At 72.4% G+C, this 23,826-nt stretch carries 20 protein-coding genes; 14 read left to right on the top strand and 6 right to left on the bottom strand.

What is annotated here, in order from left to right; translation table 11 throughout:
• Positions 1-286: 286 nt before the first annotated feature.
• The 8 genes from AB0M11_RS01945 to AB0M11_RS01910 all read left to right on the top strand — a co-directional run bounded on the left by AB0M11_RS01945 (position 287) and on the right by AB0M11_RS01910 (position 9,175).
• Positions 287-676 (top strand): cell division protein SepF, encoded by a 390-nt coding sequence (locus AB0M11_RS01945; RefSeq protein WP_294005825.1) that lies wholly within the window; start codon positions 287-289, stop codon positions 674-676.
• A gap of 252 nt (positions 677-928) precedes the next feature.
• Positions 929-2,248, top strand: coding sequence for an ATP-binding protein (locus AB0M11_RS01940; RefSeq protein ID WP_365700297.1), 1,320 nt, complete (start codon positions 929-931; stop codon positions 2,246-2,248).
• Entirely contained in the window at positions 2,245-2,574 is a 330-nt protein-coding gene (locus AB0M11_RS01935) for a nucleotide pyrophosphohydrolase (protein WP_365700296.1), read from the top strand. The genes AB0M11_RS01940 and AB0M11_RS01935 overlap by 4 nt, the downstream gene beginning before the upstream one ends.
• A 195-nt stretch (positions 2,575-2,769) precedes the next feature.
• Positions 2,770-3,228, top strand: coding sequence for a DUF6099 family protein (locus tag AB0M11_RS01930; RefSeq protein WP_365700294.1), 459 nt, complete (start codon positions 2,770-2,772; stop codon positions 3,226-3,228).
• A 281-nt stretch (positions 3,229-3,509) separates the two neighbouring features.
• Positions 3,510-4,433: an LLM class F420-dependent oxidoreductase gene (locus AB0M11_RS01925; RefSeq protein ID WP_365700293.1), complete on the top strand. Its 924-nt coding sequence runs from the start codon at positions 3,510-3,512 to the stop codon at positions 4,431-4,433.
• Between the two features lie 624 nt (positions 4,434-5,057).
• A complete protein-coding gene (locus tag AB0M11_RS01920) occupies positions 5,058-7,817 on the top strand; it encodes a non-ribosomal peptide synthetase (RefSeq protein ID WP_365700291.1) in 2,760 nt (919 codons plus the stop codon).
• Between the two features lie 19 nt (positions 7,818-7,836).
• Positions 7,837-8,760, top strand: a complete 924-nt coding sequence (locus tag AB0M11_RS01915) for an NAD(P)-dependent oxidoreductase (protein ID WP_365700289.1) — start codon at positions 7,837-7,839, stop codon at positions 8,758-8,760.
• Between the two features lie 7 nt (positions 8,761-8,767).
• Positions 8,768-9,175 (top strand): nuclear transport factor 2 family protein, encoded by a 408-nt coding sequence (locus AB0M11_RS01910; RefSeq protein WP_365700287.1) that lies wholly within the window; start codon positions 8,768-8,770, stop codon positions 9,173-9,175.
• Here the strand turns inward: AB0M11_RS01910 and AB0M11_RS01905 are convergent.
• Positions 9,162-10,112 (bottom strand): LysR family transcriptional regulator, encoded by a 951-nt coding sequence (locus AB0M11_RS01905; protein ID WP_365700285.1) that lies wholly within the window; start codon positions 10,110-10,112, stop codon positions 9,162-9,164. The two genes, AB0M11_RS01910 and AB0M11_RS01905, sit on opposite strands and share 14 nt — an antisense overlap.
• A 119-nt stretch (positions 10,113-10,231) precedes the next feature.
• Between AB0M11_RS01905 and AB0M11_RS01900 the strand changes: the two genes are divergently transcribed.
• On the top strand, positions 10,232-10,903 hold the full coding sequence (locus tag AB0M11_RS01900; protein ID WP_365700283.1) for an NAD(P)H-dependent oxidoreductase: 672 nt from the start codon (positions 10,232-10,234) through the stop codon (positions 10,901-10,903).
• A 6-nt stretch (positions 10,904-10,909) separates the two neighbouring features.
• Here the strand turns inward: AB0M11_RS01900 and AB0M11_RS01895 are convergent, their stop codons facing one another.
• On the bottom strand, positions 10,910-12,232 hold the full coding sequence (locus tag AB0M11_RS01895; RefSeq protein ID WP_365700281.1) for an FAD-binding oxidoreductase: 1,323 nt from the start codon (positions 12,230-12,232) through the stop codon (positions 10,910-10,912).
• A complete protein-coding gene (locus AB0M11_RS01890; protein ID WP_365700279.1) occupies positions 12,229-12,873 on the bottom strand; it encodes a TetR family transcriptional regulator in 645 nt (214 codons plus the stop codon). The genes AB0M11_RS01895 and AB0M11_RS01890 overlap by 4 nt, the downstream gene beginning before the upstream one ends.
• A gap of 130 nt (positions 12,874-13,003) precedes the next feature.
• Here AB0M11_RS01890 and AB0M11_RS01885 point away from each other — a divergent pair, with 130 nt between their 5' ends.
• Together AB0M11_RS01885 and AB0M11_RS01880 are read left to right on the top strand one after the other, a co-directional pair.
• On the top strand, positions 13,004-14,482 hold the full coding sequence (locus AB0M11_RS01885; RefSeq protein WP_365700277.1) for a 3' terminal RNA ribose 2'-O-methyltransferase Hen1: 1,479 nt from the start codon (positions 13,004-13,006) through the stop codon (positions 14,480-14,482).
• Entirely contained in the window at positions 14,479-17,025 is a 2,547-nt protein-coding gene (locus AB0M11_RS01880; RefSeq protein WP_365700275.1) for a polynucleotide kinase-phosphatase, read from the top strand. The genes AB0M11_RS01885 and AB0M11_RS01880 overlap by 4 nt, the downstream gene beginning before the upstream one ends.
• Before the next feature lie 21 nt (positions 17,026-17,046).
• Here the strand turns inward: AB0M11_RS01880 and AB0M11_RS01875 are convergent, their stop codons facing one another.
• Positions 17,047-17,946 carry a hypothetical protein gene (locus AB0M11_RS01875; protein WP_365700273.1) on the bottom strand — a complete coding sequence of 300 codons (900 nt, stop codon included), beginning with the start codon at positions 17,944-17,946 and terminating at the stop codon, positions 17,047-17,049.
• A gap of 88 nt (positions 17,947-18,034) precedes the next feature.
• On the bottom strand, positions 18,035-19,138 hold the full coding sequence (locus AB0M11_RS01870) for an SPFH domain-containing protein (protein WP_365700271.1): 1,104 nt from the start codon (positions 19,136-19,138) through the stop codon (positions 18,035-18,037).
• Positions 19,139-19,289: 151 nt separating this feature from the next.
• Here AB0M11_RS01870 and AB0M11_RS01865 point away from each other — a divergent pair, with 151 nt between their 5' ends.
• From AB0M11_RS01865 to AB0M11_RS01855, 3 genes are all read left to right on the top strand, one after another.
• Positions 19,290-20,513, top strand: a complete 1,224-nt coding sequence (locus tag AB0M11_RS01865; RefSeq protein ID WP_365700269.1) for an arginine deiminase — start codon at positions 19,290-19,292, stop codon at positions 20,511-20,513.
• Between the two features lie 113 nt (positions 20,514-20,626).
• Positions 20,627-21,634: an ornithine carbamoyltransferase gene (gene argF, locus AB0M11_RS01860; protein ID WP_365700267.1), complete on the top strand. Its 1,008-nt coding sequence runs from the start codon at positions 20,627-20,629 to the stop codon at positions 21,632-21,634.
• A gap of 116 nt (positions 21,635-21,750) precedes the next feature.
• A complete protein-coding gene (locus tag AB0M11_RS01855; protein ID WP_365700265.1) occupies positions 21,751-23,190 on the top strand; it encodes an amino acid permease in 1,440 nt (479 codons plus the stop codon).
• On the opposite strand, the gene AB0M11_RS01850 is transcribed toward AB0M11_RS01855, so the two are convergent.
• Complete coding sequence (locus AB0M11_RS01850) at positions 23,150-23,602, bottom strand: ATP-binding protein (protein ID WP_365700263.1); 453 nt, start codon at positions 23,600-23,602, stop codon at positions 23,150-23,152. The genes AB0M11_RS01855 and AB0M11_RS01850 overlap by 41 nt on opposite strands.
• Between the last annotated feature and the right edge of the window lie 224 nt (positions 23,603-23,826).

Genomic DNA, 23,826 nt, shown 5'->3' with positions numbered 1-23,826 from the left:
CTGCGTCCGCCGGCCCGGTGTCACCTGTTGTGTTTCTGCCAAGTGCACGGACCGGACGGTAATCGCGGGCGGTGAGCGAGGTGTCACGGGAGGAGAAGAGTCCGGTGTGAGGGCGGTAAGAAGCCACCAATGCGCGCCAATCGCCTGAATGGTGACAAGATCACCTCTTTCCCGCGGCGACGTCCGGAAACGCTCGCGCATCGTGTCGCTGTTGGGCCGAACGGGTGACTTGGCGTAAGAATTGGCTGGTGCAGGCATCGAGTGCGAGTCAGGTCAGGGGGAGCCGGTGAGCCGTTACGACGTCACCGATGAACAGTGGGAGGGGCTCGCCCAGGTCGTGCCGCTGCGGGGGCGCGACGCGTGGCCGTCGGCGGTGGACCACCGTGCGCTGCCGGACGCGGAGACCGAGACGCGCCGCCGTTTCGTCGTCCTGCGGGTCAACGTCTTCGCCGACGCCCGTGACGTCGCGGAGACGCTGATGGCCGGGATACCGGTCCTGCTCGATCTGACCGGCGCCGAGACGGAGGTCGCCAAGCGCGTCCTCGACTTCAGTACGGGCGTGGTCTTCGGCCTGGCCAGCGGAATGCACCGGGTCGACCGCAACGTCTTCCTCCTCACCCCGCCGGGCACGGAGGTCAGCGGGCTGATGGAGGGCGCGGGGGTGTCGGGGGGCTGAGGGGACGTGCGGCCCGGCCGTGAGTGCGGGTGCCTCCGCCGGGGCCGCGGGGTGGTGCGGCGCGCTGCCGGCCGACGGCCCGGTGGGGGCTGGTCGCGCAGTTCCCCGCGCCCCTGAAGGACCAGGGGCGGACGTCCGCGACGGCGTCGCGGCCCTGGTGCCGATCGCGGGGGATGCGGATCGTCCCCCGATCGTAGGAAGGTCGCCGCGACGGAACGGTTCGCCGGACGTCCGGAGGCCTACGGTCCGCATATGGCCGCCCCCTTCGCCTCGTCCCACCCGTCACCTGCCGCCCGTTCCGCGGCGGACGGCACGCCGTCGCCGTCGCGTCGAGACGCGGCACCGTCACCGGATGCACGAACCGGCTCCGATGCCCCGCCGCCCGCAGACCCGGTGCCGCGTGCTCGGTCGGGGAGGGGGAGGGGGAGGGGGCCGGAGCCTGACGCCGTGGTGCGTCGGGATCCTCGGCCCCGGGTCACCGAGCTTCGGCTCTCCGCGTTCGCGCGGCACCGGGGCGCGGCCTTTCCGGTCGGGCGGGTCACGTTGCTCGCCGGGCCCAGCGGCAGCGGCAAGTCCGCCGTGCTCACGGCCTACGAGGCGCTCGCGCGGCTCGGGGGCGGGGCCGCGCTCGCCGAGGTGTTCCCGGACCCGGGCGCGCTGGTGCCGGAGCGGGCCCGGCCCGACGCGCAGCGGCGGCGCGGCTTCCGCATCGGCTGTACCGCCGACGGCGCCGAGGGCCCGGTGCGGCTCGACGTCGCCGTGCAGGCCGAGCCCGACCTGCGCATCGTCGGCGAGCGGCTGACCGCGGGCGGGCTCGTGCTCCTGGAGACCGCGCTGCGCGACCCGAGCCGCCCCGCCGTACAGGCCGCCTGGCACACCGCGGGTTCCGCGCCGGTGACCCGGGCCCCGCTTCCCGACGACCGCCTCGGCACCGCCCTGCTGCCGCTGCGCGTGGCCGGGAAGACGGACGGCCAGCGGCAGGTCCTCGCCGCTGCCGAGCAGATGGTCGTCGCCCTGCGGTCGGTCTTCGCGTGCGACCCGCGGCCCGAGGGCATGCGCACCCCCGTCCTCACCGGTTCCGGAAGGCTGCTGCGCGGCTGCGACAACCTCGCTGACGTGCTGTGGCGGACCCGCTCCGAGTGCGGCCGCCGGCACGCCCAGCTCGTCGAGGCGGTGCGCAGCGGTTGTGCCGGCCCCGTGACCGACCTGCTGGCCGAACCGCTCGGCGACGGCACGGTGCGGGCGGTGCTCGACCGCGGCGACGGCCACCGCACCGGGCTGGAGCGGCTCGGCGACGGCGAACTGCGCTATCTCGCCCTCGCCCTGGTCCTGTTCACCGGGCCCGGCGTCCTGGCGGTGGACACGCCCGGCGAGGTTCCCGACGCCATGCGCGGCCTCACCGTCCTCGCCGACGGCTTCGACCGCTGCCTCGACCCGCGCCAGCGCACCGAAGTCCTGCGCACCGCCGTCCAGATGGGCGAGCGCGGTCACATCCGCTTCGTCGGCGCGGTGAGCGACGCCTCGTGGGCGGCCGGAGCGGAGGAGATCACGGTGGTACACCTGGACGCGTGACCGACGAACCCCTCGACGTGGCCGGACTCCAGCGCAGACTGGCCGACTTCGCCGCCGCGCGTGACTGGCGGCAGTACCACACCCCCAAGAACCTGGTGGCCGCCCTCAGTGTGGAGGCCTCCGAACTGGTCGAGATCTTCCAGTGGTTGACCCCGGAGGAGTCGTCCCGGGTGATGGCCGACCCCGGCACCGCTCACCGGGTCACGGACGAGGTCGCCGACGTCCTCTCCTATCTCCTCCAGCTCTGTGACGTCCTGGACATCGACCCGCTGGCCGCGCTCGACGCCAAGATCGAGCGCAACGAGAAGCGGTTCCCGCCCGCGTGACCGCCCGCCGGGTCGGCCCGAGCGGGGAGCGCCGTACTTCGAATTGACACTGCGTAGTCAAAACCCCGCCCGAATCCGAATTGTTGTCCAGAGATTTCCGTCTTCCCCTGGTCCGACGTCTCGGGAACCCTCACTCTGGGTAGTGAACTACTGAGTGCGGCAAGGCAGTTCGGACCGACGGGGACGGGGCGACGGATGGACGCGATGCGGCTCATCGTGGTGAGCAGACGGGCGCTGGCGCGTGGCGCGGGCGTCGCGGAGATGATGACCGAGGTATGGCAGGCCCAGGCCCTGGCCCAGGCGATCGGCAGCAGGCTGGCCGTCTCCGGGCCGCCCGAGCTGCGGGGCGAGGCGCTCGGCCTGACCGAGCTGGCGGGCCGGGGCTGCGGCGTGCTCGGCACCCCCGACCTGGATCCCGGCACCCTGCGCGCCGCCCAGCTCACCGAGCTGGACGACGCGCGCCGGACCCTGCTGAGCCTCGGCGGCCTCCTGGGCGAGGTGGGCATCGCCCTGGTCGGCATGGCCAGCGCCGCGGCCGACGAGGCGACGTACTGGCAGTGCATGGAGGCCATCGACGCGGCCGACGAGTCCCGGGACAGGGTCCTCGAGATGCTCCGCAAGCTGGCGGCCCGGGAGGAGGTCCACGACGGCTAGTGCCCCGGCAGGCAACGTTCGCCGGGCAGACGTTGCCTGCTGGGGCACTGGCGGATGACTCTCGGTCGAGGTCGGCCTCCTCCTTCGGCGGCCGTCGCGCGTCCGCGTCGAGCGCGGAGAGGTCCGCGTCCGACGCCGCGCATCGACGGTCACCGCGGAGGCCGGTCACCGGACCGCGCCGCTCCGCGGTCGCGCCGTCGACGACCTGCACCCGAGTGCGTGCGCCCGGGGCGGGTGGTGGCGATGCGGTCGACGGGGCGGCGGCCGTGCAGGATGGGTGTATGGACCTCCGTATCTTCACCGAGCCCCAGCAGGGCGCGAGCTACGACACCCTCCTCGCCGTCGCCAAGGCCACCGAAGACCTCGGCTTCGACGCCTTCTTCCGTTCCGACCACTATCTGAAGATGGGCGACGTGGACGGCCTGCCCGGCCCCACCGACGCCTGGATCACCCTCGCCGGACTCGCCCGCGAGACCAAGCGGATCCGCCTCGGCACCCTCATGACCGCGGGAACCTTCCGGCTGCCCGGCGTGCTCGCCATCCAGGTCGCCCAGGTCGACCAGATGTCCGGCGGCCGGGTCGAACTCGGCCTCGGCGCGGGCTGGTTCGAGGAGGAGCACAAGGCGTACGGCATCCCCTTCCCGAAGGAGAAGTTCGGCCGCCTGGAGGAGCAGCTGGCGATCGTCACCGGACTCTGGGAGACCAAGCTCGGCGACACCTTCGACTTCCACGGCACCTACTACGACCTCACCGGCTCGCCCGCCCTGCCCAAGCCCGCCCAGGCGCGGATCCCGGTGCTGATCGGCGGCCACGGCGCCACCCGCACCCCAAGGCTGACCGCCCGCTACGCCGACGAGTTCAACATGCCGTTCGCCTCGGTCGAGGACAGCGAGCGGCAGTTCGGCCGGGTCCGGGCCGCGGTCGAGGCGGCCGGCCGCGGCGCTGACGAGCTGACGTACTCCAACGCCCTCGTGGTCTGCGTCGGCAAGGACGACCAGGAGGTCGCCCGCCGTGCCGCCGCGATCGGCCGCGAGGTCGACGAGCTGAAGGCCAACGGCCTGGCCGGCACCCCCGCCGAGGTGGTCGAGAAGATCGGCCGCTACGCCGAGATCGGCGCCCGGCGCCTCTACCTCCAGATCCTGGACCTCTCCGACCTGGACCACCTGGAGCTCATCTCCGCCCAGGTCCAGTCCCAGCTGTCCTGACCGGCGCCCCGCAGGACGACCGCCCCCGAGCCGAAAAGGCCGGGGGCGGTTGTTCGCTCGGCCGTCGCGGATTCTGACGCCCGGTGTAAGAAAAAATTGCCCCCTCCCCATTCCGGGCCTTCCGGGCCGTAATGCCGAGGGGTGGCGGTTGAATTGCGGGAGGGATTCGCAGGTACCGCACTTTTCTGCTTCAACCGGTTTTTACTCGCCGCATTCCTGGGCCCTTTGACAAGCCGGTGCGCCGGTTTCTATTCTCGGCGGGTATTCGGAGCTCCGGCGCTGTGGCTCCCGGTAGTGACCTGGTCGGTGGGGGACGATGTACAGGTGCTTGCCCGATGTCCCGGAACGCTCGATTTCTGTTTCCGAGGTTCCGTCGTGATCTGTTGCAGAAGCCTCTGAGCCTGGGCGAACGTGCCTCCGGTGTGCTTTCCCGGGGCTTTTCCCTGCCCGGTTTCCCCAGCTGAACGGCATGCCGTAACCCCTGCCCGCCATGCCGTACGCCATTCGATCCGCCGTACCGCCGCGGCGCGAAGGCCGCCACCCGTGGCCCGAGCCTCCCGGCTGCCACCCGTCCCCGGCCACCACAGCTCGGCCACCGACGTGACAGGAAGAGAAGGCACCGCAATGACCACAGCCGTATCCACCACCCGCACCATCGTGGACCTGCTGCGCGACGCCGCCCGGAACCACCCCGCATCCGGGCTGCGCTACCCCCGGACCGCCACCGACCCCGACGCGCCCTTCCAGAGCTACCCCGAACTCCTCGACGCGGCCCGCTCGGTGCTCGGCGGCCTGCGCGAGCGCGGGCTCGCCGCCGGGGACAAGGCCGTCCTGCTGCTGGAGCGGCCGCGGGAGTTCCTCGCCGCGTTCTGGGCCTGCCAACTGGGCGGCATCGTGCCCTGCCCGATGGCCGCGCTCGGCGGCGACCCGGAGCGGTGGGCCGCCCAGCTCTCCCATGTCGACACCCTCCTCGACCACCCGCTGATCGTCACCAGCGAGACCCTCGCCGCCGAACTCCCGCGCGCCGAGGGCCTGTCGGTCGTCGCGCTGGAGGAGCTGTACGCCGACCGGCCCGCCGACGCCTGCCACGAGGCGGACCCGAAGGACACCGCCGTCCTGGTGCTGACCTCCGGCTCCACCGGCAACTCCAAGGCGGTCATGCTCTCGCACGCCAACCTGATCGCCTCCATGGCCGGCAAGAACGGCTACCACTGGCTGACGGCCGCCGACACCACCCTCAACTGGGTCTCCTTCGACCATGTCGCCGCCCTGCTGGAGTGCCACATGCTGCCGCTGTCCACGGGCAGCACCCAGCTGCACGTCGAGGCATCCGTCGTCCTGCAGGAGCCGCTGAACTTCCTGCGCCTCATATCCGGCTTCGGTGTCACGATGACCTTCACCCCCAACTTCCTGCTGGGGCTGATCAACACGCAGGCCGACCGCCTCGCCGGGGCGGACGGCCAGGACCTCGACCTGTCCCGGCTGCGCCACATCATCAGCGGCGGCGAGGCCGTCGTGCGCACCACCGGCGAGACCTTCCTCGACCGCTTCGCCCCGTACGGCCTGCGCCCCGACGCCCTCTGGCCGGCCTTCGGCATGTCCGAGACCTGCGCCGGCAGCATCTACTCCGTCGAGTTCCCGGCCGCCGACCGGGGCCAGGAGTTCGCCAACCTGGGCCGTCCCGTCGAGGGGCTGCGGATCCGGATCGCCGACGAGGAGGACCACCGCGAGCTGCCCGCGGGCGAGGTGGGCGAGCTCCAGCTCAACGGCCCGATGATCACCGCCGGTTACTACAACAACGAGCAGGCCACCCGGGACGCCTTCACCCCTGACGGCTGGTTCCGCAGCGGTGACCTCGGCCGCCTCGACGAGGGGCGGCTCACCCTCGTCGGGCGCAGCAAGGACAGCATCATCGTCAATGGCGTCAACTACTTCAGCCACGACATCGAGTCGGTCCTCGAAGGCCTCGACGACGTGGCCCGCTCCTACGTCGCCGCCTTCCCCACCCGCGCCCCCGGCAGCGACACCGAGCAACTGGTGATCGCCTTCCACCCGGAGTGCGCCGACGGCGACGAACTCGCCCTCTACCGGGTGCTGACCGCCGTCCGCAGCAGCGTCGTCATGCACTGGGGGTTCCGGCCCGCCCTGATCCTGCCGCTGCCCGCGGACGCCTTCCCCAAGACCAGCCTCGGCAAGATCCAGCGCTCGCTCATGCGCAAGCGCCTGGAGGCGGGCGGGTACGACGCGATCCGGGCCGCCGTGGACGACCTGGTGCTGCGCCGGCTCGGCGGCTACAACGCGCCCGAAGGCGACACCGAGACGGTCCTCGCGGGCATCTACGCCGAGATGTTCGACACCGACCCCGAGAAGCTGAGCGCCACCGCCAACTTCTTCGACCTCGGCGGCACCTCGCTGGACATCCTCCGGCTGCGCTCCCTGGTCGCCCAGCGCCTCGGCGCCGCGGACCTGCAGATCATCACCGTGCTGCGGGCCCCGACCGTCCGCGCCCTCGCCGCCCACCTCGACGGCACCGCGGGCGGCGAGCAGGAGTACGACCCGATCGTGCCCATGCAGGTGAGCGGCGACAGGACACCGCTGTTCTGCGTCCACCCCGGCGTCGGCGAGGTCCTCGTCTTCGTCAACCTCGCCAAGTACTTCGTCGGCGACCGGCCCTTCTACGCCCTGCGTGCCCGCGGCTTCAATCCCGGCGAGACCCCCTTCGAGAGCTTCGCCGAGATGGTCGACACCTATGTGAAGGCGATCCGGGCGCGGCAGCCGCACGGCCCCTACGCCGTGGCCGGTTACTCCTACGGCGGTGCCGTTGCCTTCGAGATCGCCAAGGTCCTCCAGGACCAGGGCGAACGCGTCGACTTCGTCGGCAGCTTCAACCTGCCCCCGCACATCAAGTACCGCATGGACGAGCTGGACTTCGTGGAGACCGCCGCCAACCTGGCGTTCTTCCTGGAGCTGATCGACAAGAAGCAGTCCCTCGAACTCCCGGCGCGCCTGCGCCACCTGCCGAAGGACGAGCAGCTGGCGTACTTCGTGGACCACGCGCCCGAGGGCCGGCTCGCCGAACTCGACCTGACCTTCGAGAAGTTCAAGGCCTGGGCGGAACTCGCCGACGGCCTCACCGACCTCGGCCGCAGCTACACCCCCAGTGGCAAGGTCCGCTCGATGAGCGTCTTCTACGCCGTCCCGCTGCGCGGCACCAAGCAGGACTGGCTCGACAACGAGCTGCGCCGCTGGGACGAGCACACCACCGAGCCGAACCGCTACATCGACGTACCCGGCGAGCACTACACCCTGATGGGCCCGCAGCACGTGGCCACCTTCCAGTCCATCCTCCGCAAGGAGCTCGACCGCGCCCTCGGCGACGCCTGATCACCCGGGAGAGACAACAGTGAACGGCAAGAAGATCCTGGTCACCGGCGCCACCGGTCAGGTCGCCGGGCCGGTGGCCAAGGCCCTGGCCGCGGACAACGAGGTCTGGGCGCTGGGCCGCTTCGGCACCCCCGGCGCCGAGGACGACCTCACCCGGCACGGCATCCGCACCTTCCGCTGGGACATGGACGACACCGGCGACGACTCCCTCAAGGGGCTGCCCGAGGACTTCACCCACGTCTTCCACTCGGCCGTGCGGCGCGGCGAGGACGGCGACTTCACCGCGGCCGTCGAGGTCAACTCGGTCGCCGCGGGCCGCCTGATGACCCACTGCCGCACGGCCGAGGCGTTCCTGTACGTGTCCACGGGCGCTCTCTACGCCCGGCAGACCCTGGACCACGCGTACACCGAGACCGACCCGCTGGACGGCAGGGCCGACTGGCTGCCCGCCTACCCCGTCGGCAAGATCGCCGCCGAGGGCACGGTCCGCGCCTTCGCCCACACCCTCGGCCTGCCCACCGTCATCGCCCGCCTCAACATCGCCTACGGCCCGGGTGGCTACGGCGGTGTGCCGATGCTCTACCTCAAGCGGATGCTCGCCGGCGAACCCATCCCGGTCCCCGTCCAGGGCCAGAACTGGTGCTCCCTGCTGTACACCGACGACCTCGTCGAGCAGGTCCCGCACCTGTGGCGCGCGGCCGGCGTCCCGGCGACCCTGACCAACTGGGGCGGCGACGAGCCGGTCGGCATCACCGACTGCGTCCGCCACCTGGAGGAGCTGACCGGCATCGAGGCGAACCTGGTGCCGAGCGAGGTCACCCGGGAGACCTACCAGTTCGACCCGGCCCTGCGCCGCTCCCTCACCGGACCCTGCAAGGTGCCCTGGCGCGAGGGCATCCGACGGACCGTGGCCGCGCTGTACCCCGAGCACCTCAAGGACTGAGACGGACATGACCGAGCACACCACCGATCCACTCGCCCCGATCCACGCCGCCTACGCCGCCTTCGCCGCCCGGGACGTGGGCGCGCTGCTCGACGCCTTCCACCCGGACATCGAGTGGGTGCACCCGGAGGGCATGGCGAAGTACGGCCTCGGCGGCACCAAGCACGGGCACGCCGGGGTCAAGGAGTTCCTGGCCCACGTGCCGACCGTGCTGGGCGGCATGCGGCTGCGCCCGGAGGAGTTCGTCCGGGAGGGGAACCGGGTGGTCGTCTTCGGCCACCGGGACGTCGTCTCGCTCTCCGGCCACACCGAGACCCTGCCGTTCGTGCACTCCTGGGTGCTGCGCGACGGGCGTGCGGTCCGGATGGAGGACATCTTCGACACCGTCGCCTTCCACCGCGTCATCGACAGCTGAGCGGGCCGCCGGCGTCCCGGTCCCGGGCCAGTTCGGCGGCCGCCTCCCGCACGGCCGGCAGCAGGGCCGCCACCTGCGGGCTGTGTACGGCTCCCTCGCGCACCACGAGGGTGACACGGCGGGTCAGTTCGGGACCGGCCGGGGTGATCCGGGCGACCGGCAGCCCCGGCCGGCTCGGCACCAGGTCGGGCACCAGGGCCACGCCCCAGCCCAGCGAGACCAGCCCGAACACGGCCTGCATGTCCCCGATGTCGGAGACGATGTCGGGCACGAACCCGGCGCCGGCGCAGGCGTGCAGGGCGAGCCGGCCGAGTCGCGAGGTCCGGTCGAGCAGCCAGGGCTCCTCGGCGAACTCCTCCAGTCCGCAGGGGCGCTCGGCCCGAGCCAGCGGGTGCCCGGGAGCGGTGATCAGCCGGACCCGGTCGCTGAGCACCTCCTCCTCGTACAGGCCGGGCACCCGCGGTTCGGGCACCCGCGGGTAGCCGGTGGCCAGGACGGCGTCGAGGCGGCCGAGCCGCACCGTCTGCCGCCCCTGGTCCGGGGCCACCCCGTGCAGGGTGATGCGCAGCCGCGGATGTTCCTCGCGCAGCCGGTTCAGCGCCGGCACCAGCAGCGCGGGCCCCTCGTGCAGCGGGACGCCCACCCGCAGCTCGCCGCCGATCTCCCCGTCCCCGCCGGCCAGCAACTCGGCTTCGGCCGCCTCCAGTTGGCTGACGATCCGGTCCGTGTGCGCCACCAGCAGCCGCCCGGCCGGGGTGAGCTCGGCGCGCTTGCTGCCGCGGTCCAGCAGCGCGGTACCGGTCTCCGACTCAAGGGCGGAGAGCTGCTGGGAGACCGCGGAGCGGGTGTAGTTCAGGGCCTGCGCCGCCGCGGCGATGGAACCCCGGGCGCCGACCTCACGCAGCAGAACCAGCTTCCGTACGTCCAGCACCGTCATCCTCGCTAACGCTTCCAGTCACGAACTGCCACGCCAGATTACGGGACAACGCGGCCGCGCGGACTTTCAATGGACCACGAACCGACATGAACGACCTGATCAGACAGGGGTTTTCCGCCATGCCCACACTGCTCCACCTCGACTCCAGCCCGCGCGTGGGCTCCGTCTCCCGCCAGATCTCGGGCGAGTTCGCCGAGGCCTGGCGCAAGGCCAACCCCGAAGGCAGCTACATCTACCGGGACCTGGCCGCCGCCCCGGTGCCGCACGTCGACAACGCCCAGATCGAGGTGATGCACCGCCTGGAGAAGGAGGGTGTCCGCGACCTCACCGCCGCCCGCGACGCGGCCACCACGCCCGAGGAACAGGCCAGTTGGGCGATCACCTGGCCGCTGATCGAGGAACTTCTGCGCGCCGACACCATTCTGCTCGGGGTGCCGATGTACAACTTCTCGGTGCCGTCGACCTTCAAGGCGTGGTTCGACCGGGTGCTGATCGCCCCGCTCATCGTCGACCCGGCCACCGGCGAGGGCCCGCTGTCCGGCAAGCGGGTCGTGGTGGCCTCGGCGCGCGGCGGTGCCTACGGCCCCGGCACGCCGCGGCACGACTCCGACCACCAGGAGCCGTATCTGAGGGCCGCTCTCGCGATGGTCGGTCTCGCGGCCGACCTCACCTTCCTGCACGCCGAGATGACCAAGTCGGCGCACGTGCCCCGGCTCGCCCAGTTCCAGGAGCTGGCCGGCGCGTCCTACCAGAAGGCACTGGAGGACGCCCGTACCCACGGCGCCTCCTGACGTCGGTCACTTCAGCGGGAAGTTGCGGTCGAAGACGTTCTCCGGGTCGTAGCGCTCCTTGAGGGCGCGGAGCCGGGACAGGGCCGGCTCGGGGAACGCCTGGGCCAGCACCTGCGGGGTACGGCGGGTGTCGAAGCTGAGGTACATGCCGTTCAGGTGCGGGGCGAGCCGTGCCCAGTGCGCGTCCAGGCCGCTCTCCAGCTCCGGCACGGTCGCGGACATCAGCGCGAAGTTCTGGGTGCGGTGGGCGTAGGCGGTGGCCGAGGGATCCACGTCGTTGACCGCCCCGCCCACCGAACGGAACTGCACCATCAGCACCTGCCCCGATGCCAGCCCCGCCGCGACCGCCCGTGCCGCGCCCGGGGTGAGGTGGTCCAGCAGTCCGGAGCGGGTGACGCTCAGCTGCTGCTGTCCGTGGTGCGCGACGCCGCTCACCGGGACCAGCGCCGGGTAGGGCGCCAGTACCGCCCGCTGCTGGACCGGCGGGCCGATGCCGAGCAGCGGTGTCAACGCCCTCTCGGCGGCGCCGTGTTCGGCGCTCCCCGCGTACACCGCGGCGACGTGGGCCAGCTGCGGGCGGCCCGGCCCCCCGCCCGGCATGAAGGTCAGAAAGCTGGTCAGCTCGCGCGGCGCCGCCTCCAGCGCCGCGCCCCACGCCTCGATCAGCGCCGCCGCGTCCCCCGCGTCGAAGACCAGGTTGGCGAAGACCACGTCACCGGTCTCGTACGCCTCCACTTCCACGGCGGTGACGACGCCGAAATTCCCGCCGGCCCCGCGCACCGCCCAGAACAGGTCGGGCTCCCGCTCGGCGTCCGTCCGCACGAACCTGCCGTCGGCCAGGACGAGTTCGACCGCGGTCACATGGTCGACGGTCAGGCCGCGCAGCCGCGCCAGCCAGCCCATGCCGCCCGCCGTGACCAGCCCGCCGACCCCGACGTCACCGGTGTCCCCGGAGCTGACGGCCAGCCCGTGCACGCCGAGGACCTGGGCCACCCGCCCCCAGCGGGCGCCCGCTCCGACCCGTATCCGCCGCCGGGCCCGGTCGAGCACCCGCACCTCGTCGAGCCGCGACACGTCGACGACGGCACCGCCGTCGTTGGTGGAACGGCCGCTGATGCCGTGCCCGCCGCTGCGCACGGAGACCACCGAGCCCAGCGAGCGCGCGTACCGCAGTGCCTCGGCGGTCTGCCCCGCGTCCTCGGGCAGCAGCACGGCCGCGGGCGCGCCGCGGTGCACGTAGCCGTGGCGCAGCCGCTCGTAGCGCGCGTCGTCCGGTGCGACGACCCGTCCGGCCAGCGACGCCGGGACCGGCGGCAGCGTGGACGTCATGACGGTGACTCCCCTTCCTCGGGTCCGGCCCCGGCCGGATCCCCGGTGTCCAGCGGCTCCAGGGCACAGCGCAGCGTCCGGGCCAGGTGGCGCACCAGCCGGTCCGGCGCCATCTCCGCCACCGGCCCGCTGCGCAGCACGTACCGGCTGAACGCGATCCCGATGAGATGCGCACCGAGCAGATCGATGCGCTCGTCGGCGTCGGGCCCGGTCAGCACCGTGCGGTAGGCCTCCGTGCTGCTCTGCCGCATCGCCGCGTACAGGGCGGTCGCCGCGCTCTCGTCGGAGGCGGCGCTGCGGATCACCGCGAGGAACGGATCGCCGTTGTCGGCGCGCTCCATGCGCTCGACAAAGGCCCGCGCGATCCTGTCCGGCAGCGTCCCGGGCGGTCCCGGCACCAGCTCCGGCAGGTCGCGGGTGCCGGGCACGGCGGCCAGGAACAGCCGCTCCTTCGAGCCGAAGTGCCGCATCACCAGACCGTGGGTGACTCCGGCCCGGCCGGCGATGTCCCGGATGGTGGCCCGCGCGTATCCCCGCTCGGCGAAGGCGGCGCGGGCCGCGTCGAGGATCGCCTCGCGATGCGCCTCGGGCGCCCGCACCCGCTTCCGGGCGGGCGGCTCGCTGCTGGACGTCGTGGTCACGAGCCCTAATGTACATGTGGTCATTAGTGGTCCGGTCGCCGCCCGAGCGGTCCAGGCCGCTTCTGGTCACCTCGCCGCGCCCGCAAAAACCGGTGGTCCCGAAGGGGGCAGACCGAGGAGACTCGGACAGGTGTTCCTGACGATCTCCACGAGCGGCACCGCCGCCTCCCCGGCCACCGACCTCGGGTTCCTGCTGCACAAGCACCCCGACAGCGCGCAGACCTTCACCACCTCGCACGGCATCGCGCACGTCTTCTACCCGGAGGCGGATGCCGAGCGCTGCACGGCGGCGCTGCTCCTGGAGGTTGACGCGGTCGCGCTGGTCCGGCGCGGCAAGGGCAGGGGACGCGGCGGCGCACCCGACGCGGCGCTCGCGCAGTACGTCAACGACCGCCCGTACGCGGCCTCCTCGCTGCTGGCCGTGGCGATCGGCAACGTCTTCTCCAGCGCCGTGCGCGGCGTCTGCCGGGCCCGCCCCGAAGCCCCCGCCCGGCCGATGCCGTTGCGCATCGAGGTGCCCGCGCTGCCCGCCCGCGGCGGCCCCGGCCTGGTACGGGACCTCTTCGAGCCGCTCGGCTGGAGGGTGACCGCCGAACCGGTGGCGCTGGACACCGAGTTCCCGGAGTGGGGTGACTCGCGGTACGTCGCCCTGGTCCTGGAGTCCGAGGCCCTGACCCTGTCCGAGGCGCTGCGCCACCTCTACGTCCTGCTCCCCGTCCTCGACGACGCCAAGCACTACTGGGTCTCCGCCGAGGAGGTCGACAAACTGCTGCGCGCGGGCGAGGGCTGGCTCTCCGGCCACCCCGAGCAGAAGCTCATCACCAGCCGCTACCTCTCCCGCCGCTGGTCGCTGACCCGGCAGGCGATGGAACGGCTGGAACTGGTCCGGCTCGCCGAGACCGACGACAGCGAGGTGGAGGAGATCGACAACGCGGTCGAGGAGGAGACGGAGACGGAGCAGAAGCCGACCCCGCTCGCGGTGCTGCGCCGGGAGACGATCATCGACGCGCTCAAGCGCTCCGGAGCCGCCCGCGTCCTCGACCTCGGCTGCGGTCAGGGCCAGTTGGTGCAGGAGCTGCTGAAGGACCCGTCCTTCACCGAGATCGTCGGCGTGGACGTGTCGATGCGGGCGCTCACCATCGCCTCCCGGCGGCTCAAGCTGGACCGCATGGGGGAGCGGCAGGCCGCCCGCGTCCGGCTCCTCCAGGGCTCGCTCGCCTACACCGACCAGCGGCTCAAGGGGTACGACGCGGCGGTGCTCAGCGAGGTGATCGAGCACCTGGACCTGCCGAGGCTGCCCGCGCTGGAGTACGCCGTGTTCGGCGCCGCCCGTCCGCGCAGGGTCCTCGTCACCACCCCGAACGTCGAGTACAACGTCCGCTGGGATTCTCTCCCCGCCGGTCACACCCGGCACGGCGACCACCGCTTCGAGTGGACCCGCGCGGAGTTCCGCTCCTGGGCCCGCAGAGTCGCCGAACTCCACGGCTACCAGGTCGCGTTCACCCCCGTCGGGCCGGACGACCCCGAGGTCGGGCCGCCCACCCAGATGGCGGTTTTCGAGAAGAGCACAGCCACCGCAGGCGTCGAGAAGGAGGCGAAGGCGGCATGACCGGGACACAGCGCACCGGACGGGTCCTGCCCGTCACCGACCTCTCCCTGGTGGTCCTCGTCGGCGCCTCCGGCTCCGGCAAGTCCACCTTCGCCCGGCGCCACTTCAAGCCGACCGAGGTCATCTCCTCCGACTTCTGCCGCGGTCTGGTCTCCGACGACGAGAACGACCAGAGCGCGACCAAGGACGCCTTCGACGTCCTGCACTACATCGCCGGCAAGCGGCTCGCCGCCGGACGCCGCACGGTCGTCGACGCGACCAGCGTGCAGCAGGAGTCCCGGCGGCAGCTGATCGACCTGGCCAAGCAGTACGACGTGCTGCCCATCGCCATCGTCCTGGACGTCCCCGAGGAGGTGTGCGCCGAACGCAACGCGGCCCGCACCGACCGCGCCGACATGCCCCGCCGGGTCATCCAGCGCCACATCCGCGAACTCCGCCGCTCCCTGCGCCACCTGGAGCGCGAGGGCTTCCGCAAGGTGCACGTCCTGCGCGGTACCGAGGAGATCGAGTCGGCGACCGTCGTCACCGAGAAGCGGTTCAACGACCTGACCCACCTCACCGGCCCCTTCGACATCATCGGCGACATCCACGGCTGCGCGAGCGAACTGGAGTCGCTGCTCGCCAAGTTGGGCTACCAGGACGGCGTGCACCCCGAGGGCCGTACGGCCGTCTTCGTCGGCGACCTCGTCGACCGCGGCCCGGACAGCCCGGGTGTACTGCGCCGGGTGATGTCGATGGTCGGCTCGGGCAACGCCCTGTGCGTGCCCGGCAACCACGAGAACAAGTACGGCCGGTACCTCAAGGGCCGCAAGGTCCAGCACACCCACGGCCTCGCCGAGACCATCGAGCAGATGGCCGGTGAGAACGAGGAGTTCCGGGCACAGGTACGGGAGTTCATCGACGGACTGGTCAGCCACTACGTCCTCGACGGCGGGAAGCTGGTCGTCTGCCACGCCGGGCTGCCCGAGAAGTACCACGGCCGCACCTCCGGCCGGGTCCGCTCGCACGCGCTGTACGGCGAGACCACCGGCGAGACCGACGAGTTCGGCCTGCCGGTGCGCTACCCGTGGGCCGAGGACTACCGGGGCCGCGCGGCCGTCGTCTACGGCCACACCCCCGTCCCGGAGGCCACCTGGCTGAACAACACCATCTGCCTGGACACCGGCGCCGTCTTCGGCGGCAAGCTGACCGCACTGCGCTGGCCGGAGCGGGAGCTGGTCGACGTACCGGCCGAGCGGGTCTGGTACGAACCGGCCCGGCCGCTGCGCGTCGAGGCACCCGGCGGACAGGACGGCCGGCCGCTGGACCTGGCCGACGTCCACGGACGCCGCGTCGTCGAGACGCGTCACCACGGCCGGATCGCGGTCCGCGAGGAGAACGCGGCCGCCGCCCTGGAGGTGATGAGCCGCTTCGCGGTGGATCCGCGCCTGCTGCCCTACCTCCCGCCGACCATGGCGCCGACGGCGACCTCGCACGTGGACGGCTACCTGGAGCATCCGGCCGAGGCCTTCGCCCAGTACGCCGCGGACGGGGTCGCGCGGGTGGTGTGCGAGGAGAAGCACATGGGCTCGCGGGCGGTGGCACTGGTGTGCCGGGACGCTGAGGTCGCGCACAAGCGCTTCGGCGTCGACCCCGGCCCGACCGGCTCCCTCTGCACCCGCACCGGGCGGCCGTTCTTCGACGACCCGTCGGTGACCGAGGAGGTCCTCGGCCGGATCCGCGCCTCGGTCGACGCGGCCGGCCTCTGGGAGGAACTCGCCACCGACTGGGTGCTGTTGGACGCCGAACTGCTGCCCTGGTCGCTGAAGGCCTCCGGGCTGCTGCGCACCCAGTACGCGGCCGTGGGCGCCGCCTCCGGCGCCGTCCTCCCCGGCGCGCTGGCCGCCCTGGAGCGGGCCGCGGCGCGCGGTGTGGACGTCGCCGAGCTGCTCGACCGGCAGCGCGAACGCGCCGCCGACGCGGCCGCGTTCACCGACGCCTACCGCCGCTACTGCTGGACCACCGACGGCCTGGACGGGGTGCGCCTGGCCCCCTTCCAGATCCTCGCGGTCCAGGGCCGCAGCCTCGCCGCACTCCCGCACGACGAGCAACTCGGTCTCCTGGACCGGCTGGTGGAGCACGACCCCACCGGCCTGCTGCAGACCACGCGCCGCCTGCACGTCGACACCGGCGACCCCGAGTCGGTGCGGGCCGGTGTCGACTGGTGGCTGGAGATGACGGGCCGGGGCGGCGAGGGCATGGTCGTCAAGCCGCTGGGCGCGCTGGTGCGCGGCACCGACGGCCGACTGGTCCAGCCCGGCATCAAGTGCCGGGGCCGCGAGTACCTCCGGATCATCTACGGCCCGGAGTACACGCGCCCCGACAACCTGGCCCGCCTGCGCACCCGCTTCCTCAACCACAAGCGGTCCCTGGCGATCCGCGAGTACGCCCTCGGCCTGGAGGCCCTGGACCGCCTCGCGGACGGCGAGCCGCTGTGGCGGGTGCACGAGGCGGTCTTCGGGATCCTGGCCCTGGAGTCGGAGCCGGTCGACCCGCGGCTGTGAACCGCGGCGGGCCGCGGCAGGTCAGCAGACCAGCCGCAGCCGCCGCGCGCACGCCCCCACCCGGACCGTCTGACCCCAGGTCAGTTCCAGGGCGTCGGTCTCGATGCCGTCGCCGAAGGCGATCAGACGGTCCGACTCGACCATGAGGGTCAGCGCCGCCGAGGCGGTCAGCTCGCCGGCGACCAGGGCGGTCCCGGTCGCCGGCGACGGCCACGCCTCCCGGACGAACCAGAGGAGGCGGTCCTCCGTGGGGGCGGGCAGCGGCAGCCGGGCGCCGCGCTCCTGCCACACCGAGCGCAGCCAGCCGGTGGCCCCGGTGCCGGTGCCCACCAGCACCCCGGAGGAGGCCTGGGCCTCGACGACACCCCCGTCGCCCTCCAGGCCCAGGCGGTATCGGGCGGTCTGATGACCGGCGGTACCCAGGTAGATCTCGTTGAGCGCCACGAGCCGCTGCGTGTCGTCGGCGACCGCCTCGACCATCGTCAGCTCGTCGGCCCGCGTGGCCGTGGCGGCGACCGAGGCCAGCAGGACGGCCGCCTGTGCCGGGCGGTGCCGCACCAGCACCCCCGGGTTGCGGCCGGGGTCGGTGTCGATGCCGATCACCGGCTGGCCGTCCAGGTACTTGGCCACGTTCGCCACCAGGCCGTCCTGGCCGACCACCACGACCACGTCCTCCGGTGCGAACAGGAAGCGGTCCAGGTCGGCCCGCTCGACCCGGGCCTGGCGCCAGGCCTGCGGCACCGCCGAGGAAACCTCGGCGAGCGCCCGCCGGGTGCGCCCGTGCCGTTCGGCGACCTCGGCCACGTCCCGGCCCCGGGAGGCCAGGAAGAACGCGGCCTGGCCGTGCGTGCCGTGCCGGGCCAGCAACTCCTCGTACTCCGTGGTCCGGTGGACGAGCACGGCGCGTGGCGCGAGGCTCATGGCGCCGCCCCCGCGCACCGGGCGGAGCGGTCCCCGGCGCCGGCCGGCCGCGCGGTGCGGACCTCGGCCGGGGTGGTGCGCGCCGCCTTCACGCCTGCTCCGCCGAGCCCAGCTTCGCCAGCAGCCCCGTCAGCACGTCCGGCGACACGGTCACGCTGTCGATGCGCGGCAGGTTCTCGGCGAGCCGTGTGCCGGTGAGGGCGTGCAGCGTGGCCACGTCCACGTCGGCGTGCGCGGCCAGCCAGGCGGCCTGCGCCTCCGCTCGCGCCGCACCGACCTCGCGCGCCCCCTCGGCCTCGGCCCGCGCCAGCCGTACCGTCCGCGCCGCCTCCGCCTCGCCCAGCTTCAGCGACCGAGCGGCCTCCGCCTCCGCGAGCTTCACGGACCTGGCCGCCTCCGCCTCCGCGAGCTTCACCGTCCGGGTCGCCTCCGCGGCCGCCCTGACCGAGTCCGCCGCCGCGTGCTCCTCGGCCTCGCGCCGCGCGTTGGTGCCCCGCTGCTCGACCAGCCGCTCCTCGCGGCGGGCCAGCTCGATCTGGCTCGCCAGCTCGTTCTCGGCGATCGCCCGCTCCCGCTCGACGGCCACCGCACGCCGCTCGTAGGTGGCCCGGTCGGCCTCCTGCTGGATCTGCTCGCGGGCCGGGGTGCGCAGCGCCCGCTCCACCTCGGGTTCCGGCCGCAGCGCCATCACCCGGACGGCCACCACCTCGATGCCGGTGGCGGGCAGCCGGGGTTCCGCCGCCAGGCCGGCGGCGATCCGTTCCCGGACCACCACCACCCCGTCCACCAGCGCCTGCGCCAGCGGGGTGCGGGCCAGCGCGTCCAGCGCGTGCTGCTGGGCCGTCTCGGTCAGCAGGGTGCCGAGCTGTTCGAGGGGTGTGCCGCGCCAGACACCGGTGTCCGGGTCGATGGAGAAGTCCAGGCGGGCGGCGGCGACGGCCGGGTCGCCGACGCGGTAGGTGACGGTCGCCTGGACCGCGACGTCCTGGAAGTCGGCCGTGCGGGCGTGGAAGGTCATCGCCAGCTCGCGGTCGTCCACCGGGACCTCGGAGACGGCCGCGGTGAGCGCGCGGAACCAGAAGCTGAGCCCCGGTCCGTCGTGCACCAGCTTCCCGCCCCGGTGGTGTCTGACGTGCGCCGTCGGCGCGCCGCGCAGATGCCGCCAGCCCAGGCGCCGGGTGATGTCGGCCATGGAACCCCCTCGCGATTTAGAGTCAACATGACAATAATCGCGCCCTCGTCGTTTGTCGTCAAGGGGACGAGAAGAGGAAACGGCCGGGCGGCCGGGACACGAAACGGTTCTGCGGGGGATGAAGGCGGTCCGTGGTGGTCAGGATGGAGGCATGGGATTCCATGTCGACTCCGAGGCCGGGCGGTTGCGCCGCGTCATCCTGCACCGGCCGGATCTGGAGCTCAAACGGCTCACCCCGAGCAACAAGGACGCCCTCCTCTTCGACGACGTCCTCTGGGTGCGCCGGGCCCGTGCCGAGCACGACGGGTTCGCCGACGTGCTGCGCGACCGCGGGGTCGCCGTCCACCTCTTCGGCGACCTGCTCGACGAGGTGCTGGCGATCCCGGCCGCCCGCGCCCTCGTCCTGGACCGGGTCTTCGACGAGAAGGAGTACGGCCCGCTCGCCACCGACCACCTGAGGGCCGCCTTCGCGGGACTGCCGGCCCGCGAGCTGGCCGAGGCGCTGGTCGGCGGCATGACCAAGCGCGAGTTCCTGGAAGCCCACGAGGAGCCCACCTCGGTCCGCTTCCATGTCATGGACCTCGACGACTTCCTCCTCCAGCCGCTCCCCAACCACCTCTTCACCCGCGACACCTCCGCCTGGGTCTACGACGGCGTCTCCATCAACGCCATGCGCTGGCCCGCCCGGCAGCGCGAGACCGTGCACTTCGAGGCGATCTACCGGCACCACCCGCTCTTCCGTGGCGAGACGTTCCACGTCTGGTCGGAGGGGCAGGCCGCCTATCCCTCCACCATCGAGGGCGGCGACGTCCTGGTCATCGGCAACGGCGCGGTGCTGATCGGCATGAGCGAGCGCACCACCCCGCAGGCGGTCGAGATGCTCGCGCACAAGCTGTTCGCGGCCGGCTCGGCGCGCACCATCGTCGCCCTGGACATGCCGAAGCGGCGCGCCTTCATGCACCTCGACACCGTGATGACGATGGTCGACGGCGACACCTTCACCCAGTACGCCGGGCTCGGCATGCTCCGCTCGTACACCATCGAACCGGGTACCGACGACACGGAGCTCAAGGTCACCGACCATCCGCCGGAGCACATGCACCGGGCGATCGCCGCCGCCCTCGGGCTCAGCGAGATCCGGGTCCTGACCGCCACCCAGGACGTGCACGCGGCCGAGCGGGAGCAGTGGGACGACGGCTGCAACGTGCTCGCCGTCGAACCCGGGGTTGTCGTCGCCTACGAACGCAACTCCACCACCAACACCCATCTGCGCAAACAGGGAATCGAGGTGATCGAGATCCCGGGGAGCGAACTGGGGCGGGGGAGGGGAGGGCCGCGGTGCATGAGCTGCCCGGTGCAGCGGGACGCCGTGTGACGCGTTGCATGTGACATACCACAGCACCGACACCAGGCCTCTGTATAGAAATGTGTAACATCGTATAGACTTCCAAAGTCCCTGAAGCTGACCCCGACCGCTGGAGCGCCCCCATGGCGACTGTCCCGACCGCCCTCGCCGGCCGCCACTTCCTCAAGGAGCTGGACTTCACCCAGGAGGAGTTCCGCGGGCTGGTCGAGCTGGCCGCCGAGCTGAAGGCGGCCAAGAAGGCCGGGACCGAGACGCAGTACCTGCGCGGGAAGAACATCGCGCTGGTCTTCGCGAAGACCTCCACCCGCACCCGCTGCGCCTTCGAGGTGGCCGCCGCCGACCAGGGGGCGTCCACCACCTACCTCGACCCGGCCGGCTCGCAGCTCGGGCACAAGGAGTCGGTGAAGGACACCGCCCGGGTCCTGGGCCGGATGTACGACGCGATCGAGTACCGCGGGCACGGCCAGGGGGTCGTCGAGGAGCTGGCCGCGTTCGCCGGGGTGCCCGTCTACAACGGCCTCACCGACGAGTGGCACCCCACCCAGATGCTCGCCGACGTGCTCACCATGACCGAGCACTGCGACAAGCCGCTCGCCGAGATCGCCTTCGCCTACCTCGGCGACGCCCGCTACAACATGGGCAACTCCTACCTGGTCACCGGCGCCCTGCTCGGCATGGACGTCCGGATCGTCGCGCCCCGGCTGCTGTGGCCGGACGGGACCATCGTCGAGCTGGCCCAGCAGCTGGCCGGCGTGTCCGGCGCCCGGATCACCCTCACCGAGGACGTGAAGGACGGCGTGCGCGACACCGACTTCGTCGCCACCGACGTCTGGGTGTCGATGGGCGAGCCCAAGGAGGTCTGGGACGAGCGGATCGCGCTGCTCGGGCCGTACGCCGTCACCATGGACGTGCTGCGCGCCACCGGCAACCCGGACGTCAAGTTCCTGCACTGCCTGCCGGCCTTCCACGACCTCGGCACCACCGTCGGCCGCGAGATCCACGAGCGGCACGGACTGACCGAGCTGGAGGTCACCGACGAGGTGTTCGAGTCCGAGCACTCGGTCGTCTTCGACGAGGCCGAGAACCGGATGCACACCATCAAGGCGGTCCTGGTGGCCACGCTCGCCTGACCAGCCACCTTCTCAGCCCCTATGCTGTGCGGCGGCCCGGCACCACCCCTCGCCGGAGCCGCCACCGCGACCGACCCGGGATCGCACCCGCACCACCAGAAACGAGCACCACCCGCATGCCCCGCATCAAGTCCCCGCACCTCCTGGTGGCCGAATCCGGCGCCGACCGGGAGGGCCACGGCCTCCGCCGCACGATGGGCCTCTTCCAGCTGATCTGCTTCGGCATCGGCGCGATCGTCGGCACCGGCATCTTCGTCGGCCTCTCCGACTCGGTCGCCCAGGCCGGCCCGGCCGTCGTCGTCTCCTTCGTCCTCGCCGCGGTCACCTGCGTCTTCACCGCCCTCTCCTTCGCCGAGCTGGGCGGCGCGATCCCGGTCTCCGGATCGTCGTACTCCTTCGCCTACGCCGGCCTCGGCGAGTCCACCGCGTTCCTGGTCGGCTGGTGCCTGCTCCTGGAGTACGGCGTCTCGATCTCGGCCGTCGCGGTCGGCTGGAGCCAGTACGTCGACGAGCTGCTGCACAGCCTCACCGGGCTCCAGCTCCCGCACGCCCTGTCCGCCGGCCCCGGCGACGGCGGGATCGTCAACCTCCCCGCGGTCGTCGTCATCGCCATGGCCGCCGTACTGCTGGTGCGCGGGGTGCGGGAGAGCGCCCGTGCCACCGCCGCGATGGCCGCCGTGAAGCTCGTCATCCTGCTCGCGTTCTGCGTGATCGGCTTCAGCGCCTTCAGGCACGGCAACCTCGTGCCGTTCTCGCCGGCCGGCCTCGGCGGCATCGGCGCCGGCACCACCGCCGCGTTCTTCTCCTACATCGGCTTCGACGCGATCACCACGGCCGGCGAGGAGGCCAAGAACCCGCGCCGGGACGTCCCGGTCGCCATCCTCGTCTGCATGGGCGTGGTCACGCTGCTGTACTGCGCGGTCGCGCTGGCCGCCATCGGCGCCATCGGCGGCGGCCAGGTCGCGGGGCGTCCCGCCGCCCTCTCCTACGTGGTCAACCAGGTCACCGGATCCACCATCGGCGGCGGGGTGATCGCCTTCGGCGCGGTCGTCGCCATCGCCTCGGTCGTCCTCGCGGTGATGTACGGCCAGACCCGCATCCTGATGTCCATGTCCCGGGACGGGCTGATCCCGCGGGTCTTCGAGAAGGTCTCCCCGAGGACCGCCACCCCGGTCGCGGGCACCCTCGTCGTCGCGGCCGTCTTCGCGCTCCCGGCGGCCTTCGCCTCGCTGGACGCGGTGATGAACCTGTGCACCATCGGCACCCTCGCGATCATGGCCGTGGTGAACATCGCGGTGATCGCCCTGCGCCGCCGCGAACCGGCCCTCGCCCGCACCTTCCGGGTGCCGCTCCACCCGGTCGCCCCGCTGCTGGGCGTCGGCTTCTGCCTCTATCTGATGTACGAGACCGGGTGGACGACCTGGCTCCAGTTCGCCGTCTTCCTGGCCGTGGGCCTGCTGGTCTATCTCGGCTACGGGCGCCGGAACTCCACGCTGGCCGCCGGGGACGGCGCGGTCACGCCGGACGCCACTGACGCGGCACTACAGGAAGCCTGAACCACACCGCCTTGCCGGACTCGGTGGGGCGGTGCCCGCAGGACGCGCTCAGGGCGCGGATCAGCAGCAGGCCGCGGCCGCCCTCCTGCATGAGGTCGGGCTCCTCGATCACCGGACGGGTGAGATGGCCGGGCGGCGCCGGGTCCGGGTCGTGCACCTCGACCTTGCAGCCGCCCGGCAGCAGCTCGACGACCAGCTCTATCGGTCCCTGGCCGGCGGTGTGCTCCACGGCGTTGGCGACCAGTTCCGCGGTGAGCAGTTCGGCGGTGTCGGCGTCGGCCGCGTGGTCCGTCTCCTCCATCGCCGAACGCACCAGGGCACGGGCGACCGGCACGGCCGCGACGGTGTGCGGCAGCGCGATACGCCAGGAGGCGGCTGCGGAAGGCGGTTCGTACACGGCGGTTCCGTTCATGGCGCAGGCGATCACTGATTGTCCTGCTTTCAACTGTAGGAATGGTACGGGCCCCGTCTCGGAGGCTGTCGGCGCCCCCCTGACGGGACCTTCGTCCCGGTAACGGGTGGCTTACCCCGCCAGTGGGCCCGTCCCGCACATCAGGCTCCGCTGTTACCGCCTTATTGACGCGCCGTGACCTTGTGACGCGGCACCGACGCAAGAGCCCCCGACGACCGGGGGCT

Origin of the sequence: Streptomyces sp. NPDC051987, from assembly GCF_040680735.1 — a bacterium.
GTDB lineage: Bacteria > Actinomycetota > Actinomycetes > Streptomycetales > Streptomycetaceae > Streptomyces.
The sequence above is the reverse complement of the archived record's forward strand: the minus strand, read 5'-3'. Positions and strand labels throughout refer to the sequence as shown.